We start from the raw sequence: 17,014 nt of genomic DNA on the forward strand, positions 1-17,014 counted from the left end.
CCCCTCGATGTACTCCGCATAACTTTGGATAGCGGCTTATGCCGCCACACAATGGAAGGTTTCGATAATGAAATTCCGCATGACTCTGGCTCTGGCCCTTTTTTCTTTAAGCACAGCATCCTTCGCAAACTCTCTCTGTCAGGAGAAAGAACAGGATATTCAGCGTGAGATCGGTTATGCCGAAAAGCATAACAATCAGCACCGTGTTGATGGTCTTAAAAAAGCGCTGAGCGAAGTGAAAGCGAACTGTTCAGACAGCAAGCTTCGTGCTGACCACCAGAAGAAAATCGCTGAACAGAAGGACGAGATAGCCGAGCGCCGTCGCGACCTGCAGGAAGCGAAAGAGAAAGGGGATGCGGAAAAAATTGCTAAGCGCGAGAAGAAGTTGAAAGAAGCGCAGGATGATCTGAAAGCGCTGGAAGCTCGCGATTATTGAGTTAACGGAAATCTCAACAGGAGAGAGAATCATGTCAAAAGATACGACGTCTGAACATCTGCGCGCTGAACTGAAATCCCTGGCCGATACCCTTGAAGAGGTGCTGAACTCCTCTGCTGACAAGTCAAAAGAAGAGGTCAGCAAACTGCGCAGCAAGGCGGAGCAGGCGCTGAAAGAGAGCCGCTATCGCCTGGGTGAAACCGGTGATGCACTGGCGAAACAGACCCGCGAAGCGGCTGCGCGCGCGGACGAATATGTGCGTGATAATCCCTGGACGGGTGTCGGAATTGGTGCCGCAGTGGGTGTGGTACTGGGTGTCCTTCTGACGCGTCGTTGATATGGAAGATCCTCGTCACGCACAAGGGCCTGCTAACAACGTCCTCGGCATCGGCCAGCGTATTTTAACGACGCTGGTCGGGATTGCCGAAACGCGCGTCCGGCTGGCAGTGGTCGAGCTGGAAGAGGAGAAAGCGAACCTCTTCCAGATGCTGCTGATGCTCGGGCTGACCATGCTCTTCGCCGCGTTTGGTCTGATGAGCCTGATGGTGTTAATCATCTGGGCCATCGATCCGCAGTATCGTCTTAACGCGATGATTGCCACCACCGTCGTTCTGCTGGTCGCCGCGTTGATAGGCGGTATCTGGACGCTGCGTAAAGCGCGCAAGTCCACTTTCCTGCGCCATACGCGTCAGGAGCTGGCGAACGATCGCGCCCTGCTGGAGGATGACTAGCCGTGAGCGGTAAAGCCGAACGTCAAAAGCGAAAAGCGTACCTGTTAAGCCAGATCCAGCAGCAACGGCTGGATCTGTCTGCCAGTCGTCGCGACTGGATTGACGCGACGCGACGGTTTGACCGGGGCTGGAATACCGTCCTGAGCCTGCGTTCATGGGCGCTGGTCGGCAGCAGCGTGATGGCTATCTGGTCCGTTCGTCATCCGAACATGCTGATCCGCTGGGCTCGTCGTGGGTTTGGCGCCTGGAGCGCCTGGCGTCTGGTGAAAGCGACGATCCGTCAGCAGCAGTTACGCTAGCCTTCTCGCCGGGTGGCGGCTACGCCTTACCCGGCCTACATGCCATCGTAGGCCGGGTAAGCGCAGCGCCACCCGGCAAAATCCGCCTCCCCCTCCCTTACTCAATATCTTTGAATTAGATTGACAGTTTTCCTTGCTAACAATTGCCACCCGCCCCGTTTATGATGCTCTCCATCGACAGCAATGACGCGGTATCTACCCGGAATTGCAGACAAATAAAGTTCAGCCGCTGATGTGGTTTCCTGGAGAGTAAAATGAAAAAATTAGAAGATGTTGGTGTACTGGTCGCGCGTATTCTGATGCCAATTCTGTTCATCGTCGCAGGTTGGGGAAAAATCACCGGTTATGCGGGTACCCAGCAGTATATGGAAGCCATGGGCGTTCCGGGGTTCCTGTTGCCACTGACCATTCTTCTTGAGTTCGGCGGCGGCCTGGCGGTACTGTTCGGCTTCCTGACCCGTACCACCGCGCTGTTTACCGCAGGCTTCACCGTGCTGACGGCGTTCATCTTCCACAGCAACTTTGCGGAAGGCGTGAACTCTCTGATGTTCATGAAAAACCTGACCATCGCGGGTGGCTTCCTGCTGCTGGCCGTCACTGGCCCGGGCGCATACAGCATCGACCGCGTTCTGAATAAGAAATGGTAAGCACGCTATACTGAATGAACACAAAGCGAGGAGACATCTCCTCGCTTTTGCTATCTGACGGAGGAGAAAAAATGGGACAACTCGTAGACGGCGTATGGCAGGATGTCTGGTATGACACCAAATCCACCGGAGGTCGCTTCAAGCGCTCAGTTTCGGCCTTCCGTAACTGGCTGACCGCCGACGGTGCGCCAGGCCCGAGCGGCGAAGGCGGCTTTGCGGCTGAGAAAGACCGTTATCATCTTTATGTTTCGCTTGCCTGCCCGTGGGCACACCGCACGCTGATCGTGCGCAAGCTTAAAGGTCTTGAATCCTTAATTCCGGTTTCAGTCGTGAACCCGCTGATGCTGGAAAACGGCTGGACGTTTGACAGTGATTTCCCTGCGGCGACCGGCGACGATCTTTACCACCACGATTTCCTTTACCAGCTCTATCTGCGCGCCGATCCCCATTACACCGGGCGCGTTACCGTGCCGGTGCTGTGGGACAAGAAAAACCAGACGATTGTCAGCAATGAGTCTGCGGAAATCATCCGCATGTTCAATACCGCGTTTGACGCGCACGGCGCCCGTGCCGGAGATTACTATCCGGTTGAGCTGCGTGAAAAAATTGATGAGCTGAACAGCTGGATTTACGATAACGTCAACAACGGTGTCTACAAGGCCGGTTTCGCCACCAGCCAGGAAGCGTATGACGAAGCGGTTGGAAAGGTGTTTGAATCGCTGGAGCGTCTGGAACAGCTCCTGGGCAAGCATCGCTACCTGACGGGCGATCGCCTGACGGAAGCGGACATTCGCCTGTGGACCACGCTGGTTCGCTTTGATCCGGTCTATGTCACCCACTTTAAGTGCGACAAGCACCGCATCAGCGATTACCTGAACCTGTATGGTTTCCTGCGCGACATCTACCAGATGCCGGGTATTGCCGACACGGTCGACTTCGACCATATTCGCACCCACTATTTCCGCAGCCACAAAACCATCAACCCGACGGGCATTATCTCCATTGGGCCGTGGCAGGATCTGGATGAACCTCACGGGCGCGACGTCCGTTTTGGATAAATATTAAGGGCATCAATAGATGCCCTTTTTTAATTCACAATCTCCATCTATCCTTACCTCGATCGCTTAGAAAACAAGTGATTGACTGACTAATGAGGCAAGGAAAATGGACTGGTATTTAAAAGTACTGCGCAACTACATTGGATTTGGTGGCCGCGCCCGCCGTAAAGAGTACTGGATGTTCGTTCTGGTGAACTTCATCCTCATCATGGTGCTGGGTATTGTAGATAAAATTCTTGGCTGGGAGCGGGCTGGCGGTGAAGGCGTGCTGACCACCATTTATGGCCTGTTAGTCCTGCTGCCATCATGGGCGGTGCTGTTCCGTCGACTGCACGACACCGATCGTTCAGCGTGGTGGCTATTGCTGCTGTTGATCCCGATTGTGGGCTGGATCGTGATTTTGATCTTCAACTGCCAGAGCGGGACGCCGGGCGAAAATCGCTTTGGTCCCGATCCGAAAGCAGGCGTGTAAATCAGAGCCCGGTGGCGCTTACGCTTACCGGGCCTACTCGTTTATTTATTGTGGTGGGCGAAGAGTTTAGGTATTTCGCGCAGGCACCACGATTTGGCTTCGCCCATGCTGTCGCGGCGCCACGCCATAATGATATCCACCTCGTGGCTATATTCCGGGCTGACAACGCGCAGCCGCCCTTCCGCAATGTCTTTTTCGACAAACGGGTACGGCATGGTCGCCACGCCCAGACCTGCCAGCAGCGCCTGCCGTTTGTCTTCCAGCGAGGTCACCGTCAGACGAGGCTGCTTATCCAGCAGCTGTACCGTTAACACCGGCCGTTCACGGGCGGTATCCGCTACAGCCACGCCGCGATACTTCACGCGCGTCACCTCAGAGAGCGGTTCCGGCTCCTGGTGAATCGGGTGATTGGGTGCGGCAACGTAGACATTCATCACGCTGTAAAGCTTGCGCGAGTTGATTTCCGATGAGGAACGGAAGTGCATGTCCGGCGCAATGACGATATCCGCCCTGCCCGTCTCCAGACGCTCCCACGCACCTGCCAGCACCTCGGTTATAATTGACAGCTGGGTATTGGCCTTCGCCGCCAGGCGGTCCACCAGCGGGAACAGCGCTTCAGTCGGCACCAGCGCTTCGGTAACTAACGTCAGATGAGTTTCCCAGCCGCGCGCCAGCGCTTCGGCGTCCGTCGTGAGCTTGTCCGCCGCTTCCAGCAGCACGCGGCCGCGCTCCAGCAGCATTCGCCCGACGTTGGTGAATTTTGTTCGATGCCCGGAGCGGTCAAACAGCACCACGTCCAGCTCTTCCTCCAGCTTCTGCATGGTGTAGCTTAGCGCAGACGGAACGCGCCCCAGCTCATCTGCCGCCGCCGCAAAACTGCCGCGCCGGTCAATTGCGTCCATGACGCGAAGCGCCTCAAGCGTCAATGCTCTCTCTTTAGCCATCTCGTTCTCATTCAGGAAATTTGAACATACCGGGCAGAATATCTGGCTAACAATGCAGCGTCCATACCTTTACCATTGTTTTAGTGTAAAGAGAGGTCAAGTTTATGATTACGACAAGAACAGCTAAACAGTGCGGACAAGCCGATTTCGGTTGGCTGCAGGCCCGCTACACCTTTTCCTTTGGACACTACTTTGACCCTAAACTCCTCGGTTACGCTTCATTGCGCGTGTTGAACCAGGAAGTGCTCGCCCCGGGCGCCTCCTTCCAGCCGCGTACGTACCCGAAAGTCGATATCCTGAACCTGATCCTGGAAGGCGAGGCAGAATACCGCGATAGCGAGGGCAATCATGTCCAGGCAAAGGCTGGCGAAGCGTTGTTAATTTCCACGCAGCCGGGCATTAGCTACAGCGAGCATAACCTCAGCAAAGACAAAACGCTGACCCGTATGCAGCTGTGGCTGGACGCCTGCCCTGAGCGGGAAAATCCGCTGGTACAGAAGTTAGATTTAACGGGCGATAAGCAGCAGCTGATTGCATCGCCGGACGGCAGTAAAGAGAGTCTGCAGCTGCGTCAGCAGGTGTGGCTGCACCATATCGAGCTGAAGAAAGATGAGCAGGCGAGCTTCCAGCTTCATGGTCCGCGCGCCTATTTGCAGTCTATTCACGGTACGGTGCATGCGGTGACGCACACGGAAGAGAAAGAAGCGCTCACCTGCGGAGACGGGGCGTTTATTCGTGATGAGGCGAATATCACCCTGGTGGCGGATACGCCGCTGCGCGCGCTGCTGATTGATTTGCCGGTTTAAAGAATGCCCTCACCCTAACCCTCTCCCGGTGGGAGAGGGAAATGCGCTACACCTTACTCGCCATAATCTCAATAATCTGCCGGTCCGTTTCCTGCATTGAGCGGCACGCCAGCGCGCACAGGTTTGCGATCGACTGCTCCACATCGTGCGCCACAATCCCCTCGTTGCCCGTTACGGCAGAATCATCCAGTGCCATCATCACCGCTTTCCAGGCGCTACTGACGCTGGTTGAGACCTTCATGGCGCAGCTGTTAGAGGCCCCGTCGCAGATCATCCCGCTGACGTCACCGATCATACTGCCTATCGCCATTGAAATGGTCTGGTAAGAACCGCCCATCAGCCACGCCATCCCCGCGGCAGCGCCCATCGCAGCCGTTGTCGCCGCGCACAGCGCCGACAGGCGCGGAAGCTGGACGTGGATATAGATCGCCGAAAGATGTGACAGCATCAGCGCCCGCGCCAGCCGTTCGTCGTCAGCCTGAACGTGTTCAGCCACGACCACCACCGGCATAGTGGCGGCGATCCCCTGATTGCCAGAGCCCGAATTGCTCATCGCCGGCAGCGTCGCGCCGCCCATGCGAGCATCCGAGGCTGAGCTGGTACGAATAACAATGTCTGAACCCAGATCCTGCGCCATCCATCCGCGCGAGCGCTGCTTACTGAGCGTTGCGCCAATGTGCAGCCCCCACTTCCCGCTGAGCCCTTCGCGGGAGAGCGCATCGTTTAGCTGCCCTGCCTGCAGGATAAAGCGGATCGCCTCAAACGGCACCTGCTCAACAAACTCCAGGATCTGCGACAGCGTGGTAGTTGAAAGCACCGCCAGCGGATCGTCATTCGTCTGGCACCGTTGATCGTCAAGCGTAAAGCGCGTTTCGCCCTGACAAACCACCTCCACCACCCGCGTATGCCCGCCAGCGATGGTCACCATTGCCGAGGTGTCCCCGGCATGAACACAGGCGCGGGAGTAAAGAATCTCATCGCACGGCGCCTGCAGTTTGACCTGCACCTTCCCCGTCTCAAGCAGGGCTTTGGCGCGTATCAGCGCATCGGCGGAGACATTTTTCAACACCTCCAGCCCGGCGTTGGCGTTACCGCCAATCGCGCCCAGCGCCGCCGCAATGGGTAACCCGACCATCCCAGTGCCCGGCACCGTTACGCCCAGCCCGTTTTTCATCAGGTTCGGCGATACCCACGCCTCTACTTGCGTGACCTCCCCCGGCAGAAGGTCTGCGGCCATCGCGCAGGCCAGCGCCAGAGACACGGGCTCAGTGCACCCAAGGGCAGGCTTCACTTCTTCCTGCACCGCGCGAATAAATTGATTCCATAAAGGATGAGTTTGCTTAGCCATCGTTACGACCTTAATTACCCTCAGGAGAATGCGAGGAAAGGAGAAACACAAAGCAGCAGTCCGGTGATGACGATAATCACCAGCGATACGCCTTTATATTTATGCAGGGCCGGCACCTTGTAGACCAGCCATGCAGGGATCAGGCAGCCCACCATGCCGAAGATAGGGCTGCAAATGGAGGTGAAGCTCAGCACCGGCGCATTTAAGACAATCGCGCTCCAGGCCAGCAGGATGGCGAACAGCATAATCCCGCGCTGGACGGCGTTTTCACTGATTTTCTCTGCCGGCATTTTGCGGCGCAGGATGTTCATGACGATACCCTGCGTAGCCTCGCGAAAGCCGAGATAGACGCCGAAGAACGCGGTCATCACAGCAAAAATATTGAGGATCACGCTGACGATTTTGACCCAGCCCGCGCCGTCACCGCTGATAAACTGCGCTGCAATCGCCAGAGCCGAAATGTTCTGCTCGTAAGCTTTAACCGCCTCATCGTGCCCCATCGCCAGAGTGAAAGAGACGGCGTAGAAAAAGACCGTCACAAACAGTATGCCGAAGGCAATATTCATCGCCCGCAGCGCCTTGTGACGCGCAACCTCCACGGATTTTTCACGTGAACGGTATGAGATCACCATCGGGCTTAAGGTCTGAATAAACAGAATGGAGGTTAAGGTAAAGGGCAGCGTAATGATGGCGTTTTTAATCAGCAGCCCCGCAGGCGGTAGCATGCCCACGTTGGCCAGATGCCAGAGCCCAATCATCGACAGCCCCAGCGCGGCCACCACAAACAATTTGGTCAGCACCATCAGGCTGGAGACTTTAAACAGCAGCTTTTCACCGCGCGACGAAATGGCCACCAGAATGCAGATCAGGCATAGCCCGTAAAACGGATTGTCAGATAACAAACCGTCGGTCACGCCGAAGGTGTGCAAATACGAGGCGCTGTCGTTGGTGATGGCCGTGGAATAGACAAACATCCAGATCACCAGCATCACGAAATAGAGCGCGCCTAATAAGATGCCCCAGTTCTTACCCAAATAACCGCTAATTACGCTCGGGTAATCTTTGCACTCCGGCGATTCCGCCAGCGTATTAATAAACAGACGCTGGAATAAATACATGGCCGGATAGCCGATGATTGATGAGAGCAAAAACACCCACAGCCCCATTAATCCTACCTGTACGGGGAGAAAAACTATCCCCGCGCCGATAGCCATCCCGATACTCATGATGACCCAGCCCGTGTCGGTGCTGTCGAATTTAATTGCCGCTTGCCACTCGCTTTCGCTCATTCCCGCCCGCCTTGCCGCAGGGGAATCACTCACAATCACACTGCTGTTTGTTGCCGTATCCATTGGGCACTCGCTTATTTTGTAGGGTAAACAGTTGTTTTTATAGGTTTCCGATCGCCAGCGATGGCGATTCAGAGGGCAGCAGGTGCGTGTTATTCGTGTGGAAAGATCATATCTGGAGCGCGAGAGAAAAATGTCACAATTTTTATAAGGACATTCTGCATCTGGAGGAAATTTTGCTTCCGTTTCTGGTCGTTTAACGTGGATTTTCTAAAAGTGACGGCGATCAAAAAATAAAAAACCCGCGCCTGGCGCGGGTCAGAAATCATTCAGCCAGCGCATTCGCCATATCGGTTCGAATCTGTTTACGCTGTTCCGGCGTCAATACCTGGCTGACGTCGAAGTAATATTTCACGCGGTAATAACGGGTCTGCTCTTCAATTTTGCTAAAGGCGGTAAGCTGGCTTTTTACCGTGCTTTCGTCCCATTTACCCGCCTGGAACATGTCGATCAGCGCGCCGTCCTTCACGCCCGTCATCGAGATCTTGCTGACATTTTGTTCCAGTTGCTTATGCAGATCTTCAATCTTCTTAACCTGCTCATTGCTGAGCTTCAGGTGCTGTACCAGCGGATCCTGCGAGGGAGACGGGGCTGCCTCAACGTTCGCGGCCTGTGCCGTAAAACTGCACACTGCCAGCGAGGCGGCGACCAGCGCAATACGGGTCATTTTCATCATCTTACTGTCCTTACATGCTGTTATAGGGAAAAGCAGGCGTATTGTTTTTCAAGAGCGGATGAATATGTGTGAGTAATTATATAAACAATTTTGTATGTTTAGCGGGCAAAAAAATGCCCCCTGCGTTGAGGGGGCATAAGAACTCACTTTAGATAGATTGGGTAAACGTTCGCGAAATCACATCCTGCTGCTGCTCGCGCGTCAGTGCATTAAAACGCACCGCATAGCCCGAAACGCGGATTGTCAGGTTCGGGTAATTCTCGGGATGCGCAATGGCATCGAGGAGCATTTCCCGGTTCATGACATTGACGTTCAGATGCTGCCCACCCTCAATGGACGCTTCATGATGGAAATACCCGTCCAGCAGCCCTACCAGGTTGGTTTTGCGCACCCGCTCGTCCTTGCCCAGCGCCTGCGGCACGATGGAGAAGGTGTAGGAGATCCCATCTTTCGCATAGGTGAACGGCAGTTTGGCAACCGACGTTAGCGAGGCCACCGCCCCTTTTCTGTCGCGACCGTGCATCGGGTTCGCGCCAGGCGCAAACGGCGTGCCGCCGCGGCGTCCGTCCGGCGTGTTCCCGGTCTTCTGGCCGTAAACCACGTTGGAGGTGATGGTCAGTATCGACTGGGTTGGCACCGCGTTGCGGTAGGTCCGCAGCGCCTGAATTTTCTTCATAAAGCGCTCCACCAGGTCGCAGGCGATGCTGTCCACGCGGTCGTCGTTGTTGCCGTACTGCGGATAGTCCCCTTCAATCACGAAATCGACCGCCAGTCCGGTATGGTCGCGCACCGGCTTCACCGTGGCATATTTAATGGCCGACAGGGAATCCGCCGCCACCGACAGCCCGGCAATGCCGCAGGCCATGGTGCGATAGACGTCCCGATCGTGCAGCGCCATCAGCGAGGCTTCGTAGCTGTACTTATCATGCATGTAGTGAATGAGATTCAGGGCGCTGATGTACTGCACCGCCAGCCAGTCCATAAAGTGATCGAGGCTCGCCATCACGGTGTCGTATTCCAGCACGTCATCCAGCAGCGGCTCGGTTTTCGGGCCGACCTGGATCTTCAGCTTTTCGTCCACCCCGCCGTTGATCGCGTACAGCAGCGTTTTGGCGAGGTTGGCACGCGCGCCAAAGAACTGCATCTGCTTGCCGATCACCATCGGGCTGACGCAGCAGGCAATGGCGTAGTCGTCGCTGTTGAAGTCCGCACGCATCAGATCGTCGTTCTCATACTGCAGCGAAGAGGTGACGATCGACACCTGCGCGGCGTATTTCTTGAACGCGATCGGCAGTTGTTCAGACCAGAGGATCGTCAGGTTCGGCTCCGGTGCAGGCCCCATGGTGTGCAGGGTATGCAGATAACGGAAGCTGTTTTTGGTCACCAGCGTGCGCCCGTCCAGCCCCATGCCGCCGATCACTTCCGTCGCCCAGATCGGATCGCCGGAGAAGAGCGTGTCGAACTCCGGCGTGCGCAGGAAGCGCACCATACGGATCTTCATGATGAAGTGGTCGATCAGCTCCTGCGCCTGAACTTCATTCAGCCGTCCTGCCTGCATGTCGCGTTCAATGTAGATATCGAGGAACGAGGCCGTGCGCCCCAGCGACATCGCCCCGCCGTTCTGGGATTTCACCGCGGCAAGGTAGGCAAAATAGACCCACTGCACCGCTTCCTGGGCGTTCATCGCCGGGCGCGAGATATCAAAGCCATAGTTCGCCGCCATCTGCTGGATCTGCAGCAGCGCGCGCTTGTGCTCCGCCAGCTCTTCACGCAGGCGGATCGTCGCCTCCAGATCTTCACCGCGCTCCAGCCTGCCCTGCAGATCCGTAAACTGGAGTTCACGCTCGCGCACCAGATAAGCGATCCCGTACAGCGCCACGCGGCGATAGTCTCCGATGATGCGTCCGCGCCCGTAGCCGTCTGGCAGACCGGTCAGCACGCCGGATTTACGACAGCGCATCATCTCCGGGGAGTAGACGTCAAACACGCCCTGGTTGTGGGTTTTGCGCAGGTCGGTAAACAGGTATTCGAACTGCGGATCCATCTCCCGGCCATAGGCTTCGAACGAGCTGCGGATCATGTTGATCCCGCCGTACGGATGGAGCGCACGCTTGAGCGGCTTATCGGTTTGCAGCCCGACGATCGTCTCCAGATCCTGGTCGATATAGCCCGGCCCGTGGGCCGTAATAGTGGTGGCAATGTTGGTGTCAAAATCCACCGGAGCGTGGGTGGCGTTCTCCTGGCGAATGCCGACCATTACCTTCTGCCACAGCGCCGTCGTTGCTGGCGTCGCCTGCGCGAGGAAAGTTTCATCGCCTTCATAAGGGGTGTAGTTATGCTGAATAAAATCGCGGACGTTGACGGCGTTTTTCCATTCTTCACCGCGAAACCCGGCCCATGCGTCGCTGTAGGGTGCGACGCCCGTATCGATTGTTACTTTCATGTGATTCTCGCTTTATCAGGCGTAAGCCGCAGCCGGGGCAACCTTCCCAAGACGGAGGGCGTCCAGCGCGATCATTTTTTCTTCGTTGGTAGGGACAACCGCGCAGGCCACGCGGGACGACTCGGTGCTAATGACGCGCTCACCCGCGCTGCCCGGCAGGGCATTTTTGGCATCGTCGAGGATGATGCCAAAGACTTTCAGGCGTTCCGCCACCAGCGCGCGGACAAGCTTCGAGTTTTCGCCAATGCCGCCGGTAAAGACCACCCCATCCAGGCGGTGCAGCGACGCCGCGTGACCCGCAATGTGCCGCGCAATACGGTGAACAAAGGTGTGTATTGCCAGCTGTGCCCGCTCGCTGCCTTCGTGCCAGGCTTTCTCCAGCGCGCGCAGGTCTGAAGAGATGCCGGAGATCCCCAGCAGCCCGGACTCTTTATTGACCACGCGCTCCAGATCTTCAAACGACTGGCCGGTCTGCTGGGCAATCCACGCCATCGCGCCGAAGTCCACGTCGCCGCAGCGCGTGCCCATCACCAGCCCTTCCAGCGGCGTCATCCCCATTGAGGTATCGACGCTTTCGCCGTTGCGCACCGCGCAGATGGACGCCCCGTTCCCGAGATGGGCAATCACCAGCCCGCTGTCATCGGGGGACAGCCCGAGAAGCGTATGCGCCTGCGCGGCCACGTAACGGTGAGAGGTCCCGTGGAAGCCGTAGCGGCGCACGCCCAGCTCTTCAAAATAGCGGTACGGTAGACCGTACAGATACGCCTGCGGCGGCAGCGTCTGGTGGAAGCTGGTATCAAATACCGCCACCTGCTGCACGCCCGGGAACAGGCGCTCTGCGGCTTCCACGCCGCTCAGGTTGGCGTAGTTATGCAGTGGCGCCAGCGGGGAGACCTGGCGGATCTGCTCAATCACCTCTTCCGTGATCAGGGTCGACTCGCTGAAGAGATCGCCGCCGTGCGCAATGCGGTGGCCAATTAAGGCCACGCTGCTCATCAGGTTACGCTTCTCCAGCTCCAGGGCGATGGCAGACAGCGCCCCTTCGTAGTCCTGGTGAGCCAGTCTGGCTGGCTCACCCCCGTTCACGGAAATAAAGGCCTTCTCGGTGTTGATCCCGTCTGCAATGCCCGTCATCAGGGGATCGCAACTGCTGGCGTCGAGCACCGAAAACTTAACAGAGGACGATCCGCAGTTAATAACCAGTACAACCGGAAACTCAATCATCATGTGACTCCGCTCTTCCTGAGCAATGGGTTAGAACAGTTTGTAAACGATATTCAGAATGGTCAGCAGGCCGACCGCGGTAACGAAGATGTTCTCGGTGCGCCCTTTGTATTTCGCCAGCGCCGGTGCCTTGCGGATGGCATACATCGGCAGCAGGCACAGCAGAGAGGCGATGATTGGCGCACCCATGGCTTCAATAAGGTCCAGAATGTTCGGGTTGGCGTAGGCCACAACCCAGGTGGAGCCCATGATGAACACCATGCTGATGGTGTTCAGTTTGCCAACAGAGACTTTCTTCTTGTCGCCCTTGTAGCCGAACTTAAGGATCAGGCCATTCAGCCCTTCCAGCGTGCCCAGGTAGTGCCCGAAGAAGGATTTGAAGATAGCGACCAGCGCGATGATGGAGGCACCGTATTCCAGTACCGTTGCGAACGTCGATTTGGTTCCTGACATTGACGCAAAGTGGTTCGCCAGGTAAGAGAGCACCGGAATGTTCTGCGCCTTGGCGTCCGCCATGTTCTGCGGAGAGAGCGTAAACAGACAGCTAAAGGCGAAGAACATCACCACGGCCACCATCAGCAGGCTGGCACGACCGATGATTTTGGAACATTTCTGCTCGGTGAACTCTTTCCCGAACTCAGGCTCGTACTCTTCGCGCTTGGAGACTACAAACGAGGAGACGATAGGCGAGAAGTTGAAGGAGAAGACCATGATGGAGATACCCAGCCACACCGTGACCAGAATGCCGTCATGGCCGGTAAAGGCGATTTCACTCAGGTTGACCTGGTCGATCACCGCCGAGTTCCAGTAAGGGATCAGCGACAGGGAAATCAGCACCAGGCTGGCGATAAACGGGAACACCAGGAAGCTCATGACCTTCACCATCAGGTCTTTACCAAACCAGATAACAAAGGCCATCACCAGCAGCAGGAACAGCGCCACCACGCCGCGGTTTAGCGCAGGCAGCTGGAGCTGGTTTTCCCAGAAGGTCATAAAGGTGTTGGTAATGGTGACGCCGTAAATCCACAGCAGTGGGCAAATGGCGAAGAAGTAGAGGAAAGTGATCACCACCCCGCCTGTTTTACCAAAATGCTCTTCCACCGTTTCGGTGATGTTGCCGGAAACGTTGCTGCCGGACAGACACAAACGCGCCAGCGCGCGGTGGCAGTAAAACGCAATCGGGAACGCGAGAACCAGCATCAGCAGGATCGGGATCAATCCACCAAAGCCTGCGCGAATGGGGAAGAACAGCACGCCTGCGCCAATAGCGGTACCAAACAGGCCAAGCGTCCAGGTGGTATCAGACTTACGCCAGGAGGACGTTTTTGTCTGGCCAACGATAATGCTTTCTGTGTTGCTCATAGGTCACCTTTATGCGTCAACGAAGCCGGTAATTTGGGAAACGCGGGAGAGATCGATATTGCCGCCGGAAATAATGCAGACGGTTTTACGACCCTGAATATAGTGGTCAAGCTTGCCGCTTAATAACGCGGCACAGGCCAGCGCACCCGCGCCTTCCGTCACCACTTTATTTCGCTGAATAAGCGCGATCATGCTGTCGCGAATGTTGTCTTCGCTGACCAGCACAATGTCATCAACCAGCTCACGAACGATTTCGAAGGTTAATTTCCCCGGACGAGAGACATCGCAGCCGTCGGCTAACGTGCCGGTAACGCGATGGTTGGTTATTTCTCCTGCCTGCCAGGAGGCTGCCATTCCGTGAACGTTTTCAGACTGTACACCGATAATATTTATGGTGGGGTTGATGGATTTAATCGCCGTCGCAATCCCGGCTATTAAACCGCCACCGCCGACAGGCACAATGACGTTATCCACATCGTATAAATCTTCAAGAATTTCCAGACCGATGGTGCCCTGCCCGGCGATGACTTTGGCATCGTCGTAAGGGGGAATAAAAATACGCCCTTCCATCTCGACGATTTCGCTGACTTTGGCGATGGTGTCGTTGAAGTTTTCACCGTGCAGCACGACTTCTGCGGAGTAGTCGCGGGTAGCGGCAACCTTGGATTTCGGCGCGCCCATCGGCATCACCACTTTACCGTCGATGCCGAGCATGGCGCAGGAGAGGGACACCCCCTGCGCGTGGTTCCCCGCGGAGCAGGCGACAACGCCTTTGCGTTTTTCAGCGTCGGTCAGCGAGCTTAACTTGTTAAACGCGCCGCGGATCTTAAACGAGCCGGTACGCTGCATGTTCTCAAACTTCAGGAATATTTCGCCCTTACAGCGTTCGCTCAGATAATTCGAACGTGGCATACCGGTTTTATATATTTTTCCTGCCAGTCGTTTTCTGGCGTCCTGAATATCTTCAATCGTTACCGGCAGATCGTAGGTAATATGCATAATATCCTCGTTATAATAATTCATTCTTTTCAGGCAAAGTCAGGGTATCAGCGCGTTAACACGTTAACGCTCTGGGTGTTTTTAAAATGGATACTAATTATTCATCGTCGTCTTTCGATATTCATCGACGAATATTGTTTTGCCAGCTCAACTAATACTGACGCCGATTTTTTAATCCTGTAATTTTTTGACCACACGGCGGCATAACGCGCCACGGGTAATTCATCTTCCACTGGCAGCACAATAAACTGGTCAGAACCGAACGGTGCAATCATATCGCGGGGAATGACCGTCAGATAATCGGCATTCAGGACAAGGTTATAAATGGTGACGACGGAATCGGTCTGGACGATGTTTTCGATGCTGATGTGGTTGTCTTGCAGGGTGGTCAGAAGTTCTTTGTAGTAGCCCATATCGGTTTGCGGCATCACCCACTGCTCGTGCGTGAGCGATGCCAGTGTCGTCGGGCCGGTGCACGTTCGCGTTTTGCTGGCGACCAGCACAAACTCGGACTCAAACAGCGGTTCGACGTGCAGATCCTGCAACAGCATTTCATCGCTCAGCGTGCCGATAGCGAAATCCAGACGACCGTCGCGAATGGCCGGCAGGAAAGAGGAGAGCTGAGCTTCATACATCGAGACGCGTGCTTTCGGGAACACTTCCTTGAATTTTTTGATCATCTCAGACAGGAAGGTAAAGCCGATCAGCGACGGGTAACCAAAGGAGACGTCCATAACGGTGCTGAAACTCAGGCTGTTGATCTCACTCACCATGTTTTTCATTTCGCGGGTGATCGACTCAGAGTACGAGAGCAGAACCTGGCCCGCGGCAGTGAGTTTTACGCCGGTGTTTTTACGCACCATCACTTCCACGCCGAAGTAGGACTCAATATCGCTGATGATTTTGCTGACGGCGGGCTGCGTCAGGCCCAGCTGTCTTGCTGCAGAACCTATGGAGCCACTTTTAATGACTTCCTGAAATACCACGAGGTGCTGTGTTTTCGGTAGAATAATAGTGTTCATAATATTCTGCACTTATTTCCCTATGACGGGGTGAATTCTACTCAATAATGTTTGAAGGGGTATGTGCTGTTACTCACAATTTGCTTTCCAGCCCCCTTAACCTACACCTCAAAAAACCAATAAAACATATATTTATCAAATGGATACCATAGGATAAATACGCTACTACGCTGATATTGATCAACAAAAATAGCGGTAATAAATTTATTTTATGGCGATAACCCGGATAAATTTTACCGTCTGGAAAAAATCAATAAAGACGATATTTCAGGCAATTAAAGGCCAATAAATAACCGCTATTTGTTTGAAACATTCTTTCAATTATCAAATTTTTCCGACGCGAATTTTCAGGCTGGCGGAAAAGAGTGGAATACGTCACATATTCACGGGAGAAATGTATTTGAATTCAATATATGCATATCAAACGAGAAAAGTTTCGCGATCATTAAGGTAACAATAATAACAAATTATCAATACTGAAAATAGCCTGTTTTTTAGCGTGAAATTTTGTGATGACGATCGTCCGCAGACACAGGAGCGATACGGAAGGGATAAAAACAGTGAAATGTGCTTAATGTCGCAAATATGAGAATTGATGTCGTTTGTCTGGTGCCGGGTGGCGCTGCGCTTACCCAGCCTACACCCCCCTGAAAGCAAAAACCCCGCCGAAGCGGGGTTCTCCGAGAAGTTGAAGCTGACCGATAAGCCGGGTTCGTTCAACCATACGTCAGGCATCTGCGGCGCTGGGGTTATCATTTGTCGCAGACTGTATCGCACTTAGTGTTATAGAGTAAAGCCCGCTAAGGGACGCGCCTTTTACACCCAACCGCGCTCTATCGCTACCATCAGTAGCCCCCCAATGATAAAGAAGATTAGACTGACGACAGCCAGATATATCTCGACATAGAAAGGTCCGATCAGCCGTTTGGGAAGTCCTCTGATGAAGTCCTTGTCATCGTTTTTGGTCAGGATTGAACTGCGATTCCATAATAGAGGGATGTAGATGAACTGCACTTTCGTACTATAGGCTATGTTGACGTAAAGCGTGTTGACGTTTTCGAACAGCAAGACGGCATCAGGAAGGCTGCCATATTTTTTTTTGTACAGGACGCAAATTTCGCTAAACCGTTTACGGTTTAAGACGGACACGACGATGCTCAAGACACCTAATAACAATCCTGTAAGTGTGGCTATAACC

The 17,014-nt window shown here is 54.8% G+C and carries 18 protein-coding genes; 8 read left to right on the forward strand and 10 right to left on the reverse strand.

Annotated features, from left to right (window positions below; all coding sequences use genetic code 11):
• Positions 1-67: 67 nt before the first annotated feature.
• The 7 genes from V1566_RS22945 (at position 68) to V1566_RS22975 (ending at position 3,643) form a co-directional block, all read left to right on the forward strand.
• Positions 68-436, forward strand: a complete 369-nt coding sequence (locus tag V1566_RS22945; RefSeq protein ID WP_008503142.1) for a DUF1090 domain-containing protein — start codon at positions 68-70, stop codon at positions 434-436.
• A 31-nt stretch (positions 437-467) separates the two neighbouring features.
• A complete protein-coding gene (locus V1566_RS22950; protein ID WP_008503141.1) occupies positions 468-773 on the forward strand; it encodes a YqjD family protein in 306 nt (101 codons plus the stop codon).
• 1 nt (position 774) lies between these two features.
• Positions 775-1,167 carry a phage holin family protein gene (locus V1566_RS22955; RefSeq protein WP_023333540.1) on the forward strand — a complete coding sequence of 131 codons (393 nt, stop codon included), beginning with the start codon at positions 775-777 and terminating at the stop codon, positions 1,165-1,167.
• Positions 1,168-1,169: 2 nt separating this feature from the next.
• On the forward strand, positions 1,170-1,466 hold the full coding sequence (locus tag V1566_RS22960; protein ID WP_032659774.1) for a YqjK-like family protein: 297 nt from the start codon (positions 1,170-1,172) through the stop codon (positions 1,464-1,466).
• 254 nt (positions 1,467-1,720) lie between these two features.
• Positions 1,721-2,113 carry a DoxX family protein gene (locus tag V1566_RS22965; protein ID WP_023309292.1) on the forward strand — a complete coding sequence of 131 codons (393 nt, stop codon included), beginning with the start codon at positions 1,721-1,723 and terminating at the stop codon, positions 2,111-2,113.
• A 71-nt stretch (positions 2,114-2,184) separates the two neighbouring features.
• Positions 2,185-3,171, forward strand: a complete 987-nt coding sequence (locus tag V1566_RS22970) for a glutathione S-transferase family protein (protein ID WP_159514973.1) — start codon at positions 2,185-2,187, stop codon at positions 3,169-3,171.
• 106 nt (positions 3,172-3,277) lie between these two features.
• Complete coding sequence (locus tag V1566_RS22975; protein ID WP_395304730.1) at positions 3,278-3,643, forward strand: DUF805 domain-containing protein; 366 nt, start codon at positions 3,278-3,280, stop codon at positions 3,641-3,643.
• A 41-nt stretch (positions 3,644-3,684) separates the two neighbouring features.
• Here the strand turns inward: V1566_RS22975 and V1566_RS22980 are convergent, their stop codons facing one another.
• On the reverse strand, positions 3,685-4,587 hold the full coding sequence (locus V1566_RS22980; RefSeq protein ID WP_023333543.1) for a LysR family transcriptional regulator: 903 nt from the start codon (positions 4,585-4,587) through the stop codon (positions 3,685-3,687).
• 104 nt (positions 4,588-4,691) lie between these two features.
• Between V1566_RS22980 and V1566_RS22985 the strand changes: the two genes are divergently transcribed.
• A complete protein-coding gene (locus tag V1566_RS22985) occupies positions 4,692-5,393 on the forward strand; it encodes a pirin family protein (protein ID WP_395304731.1) in 702 nt (233 codons plus the stop codon).
• Positions 5,394-5,439: 46 nt separating this feature from the next.
• On the opposite strand, the gene V1566_RS22990 is transcribed toward V1566_RS22985, so the two are convergent.
• The 9 genes from V1566_RS22990 to V1566_RS23030 all read right to left on the reverse strand — a co-directional run bounded on the left by V1566_RS22990 (position 5,440) and on the right by V1566_RS23030 (position 16,977).
• Positions 5,440-6,741 (reverse strand): serine dehydratase subunit alpha family protein, encoded by a 1,302-nt coding sequence (locus tag V1566_RS22990; protein ID WP_395304732.1) that lies wholly within the window; start codon positions 6,739-6,741, stop codon positions 5,440-5,442.
• Between the two features lie 20 nt (positions 6,742-6,761).
• Positions 6,762-8,093, reverse strand: coding sequence for a hypothetical protein (locus V1566_RS22995; RefSeq protein WP_395304733.1), 1,332 nt, complete (start codon positions 8,091-8,093; stop codon positions 6,762-6,764).
• Between the two features lie 262 nt (positions 8,094-8,355).
• Positions 8,356-8,766, reverse strand: coding sequence for a Spy/CpxP family protein refolding chaperone (locus V1566_RS23000; RefSeq protein ID WP_395304734.1), 411 nt, complete (start codon positions 8,764-8,766; stop codon positions 8,356-8,358).
• A 148-nt stretch (positions 8,767-8,914) separates the two neighbouring features.
• On the reverse strand, positions 8,915-11,209 hold the full coding sequence (pflB, locus tag V1566_RS23005) for a formate C-acetyltransferase (protein WP_395304735.1): 2,295 nt from the start codon (positions 11,207-11,209) through the stop codon (positions 8,915-8,917).
• 15 nt (positions 11,210-11,224) lie between these two features.
• On the reverse strand, positions 11,225-12,433 hold the full coding sequence (gene tdcD / locus V1566_RS23010; RefSeq protein WP_395306035.1) for a propionate kinase: 1,209 nt from the start codon (positions 12,431-12,433) through the stop codon (positions 11,225-11,227).
• Between the two features lie 30 nt (positions 12,434-12,463).
• Complete coding sequence (gene tdcC, locus V1566_RS23015; protein ID WP_395304736.1) at positions 12,464-13,795, reverse strand: threonine/serine transporter TdcC; 1,332 nt, start codon at positions 13,793-13,795, stop codon at positions 12,464-12,466.
• A gap of 9 nt (positions 13,796-13,804) precedes the next feature.
• Complete coding sequence (tdcB, locus tag V1566_RS23020) at positions 13,805-14,794, reverse strand: bifunctional threonine ammonia-lyase/L-serine ammonia-lyase TdcB (RefSeq protein ID WP_395304737.1); 990 nt, start codon at positions 14,792-14,794, stop codon at positions 13,805-13,807.
• Between the two features lie 101 nt (positions 14,795-14,895).
• Complete coding sequence (gene tdcA / locus V1566_RS23025; protein ID WP_008501504.1) at positions 14,896-15,816, reverse strand: transcriptional regulator TdcA; 921 nt, start codon at positions 15,814-15,816, stop codon at positions 14,896-14,898.
• An 816-nt stretch (positions 15,817-16,632) separates the two neighbouring features.
• Positions 16,633-16,977, reverse strand: a complete 345-nt coding sequence (locus V1566_RS23030; protein WP_227441845.1) for a hypothetical protein — start codon at positions 16,975-16,977, stop codon at positions 16,633-16,635.
• Positions 16,978-17,014: the final 37 nt, after the last annotated feature.

The sequence above is a fragment of the Enterobacter sp. ECC-019 genome, assembly GCF_043974075.1.
Lineage (GTDB): Bacteria > Pseudomonadota > Gammaproteobacteria > Enterobacterales > Enterobacteriaceae > Enterobacter > Enterobacter asburiae_D.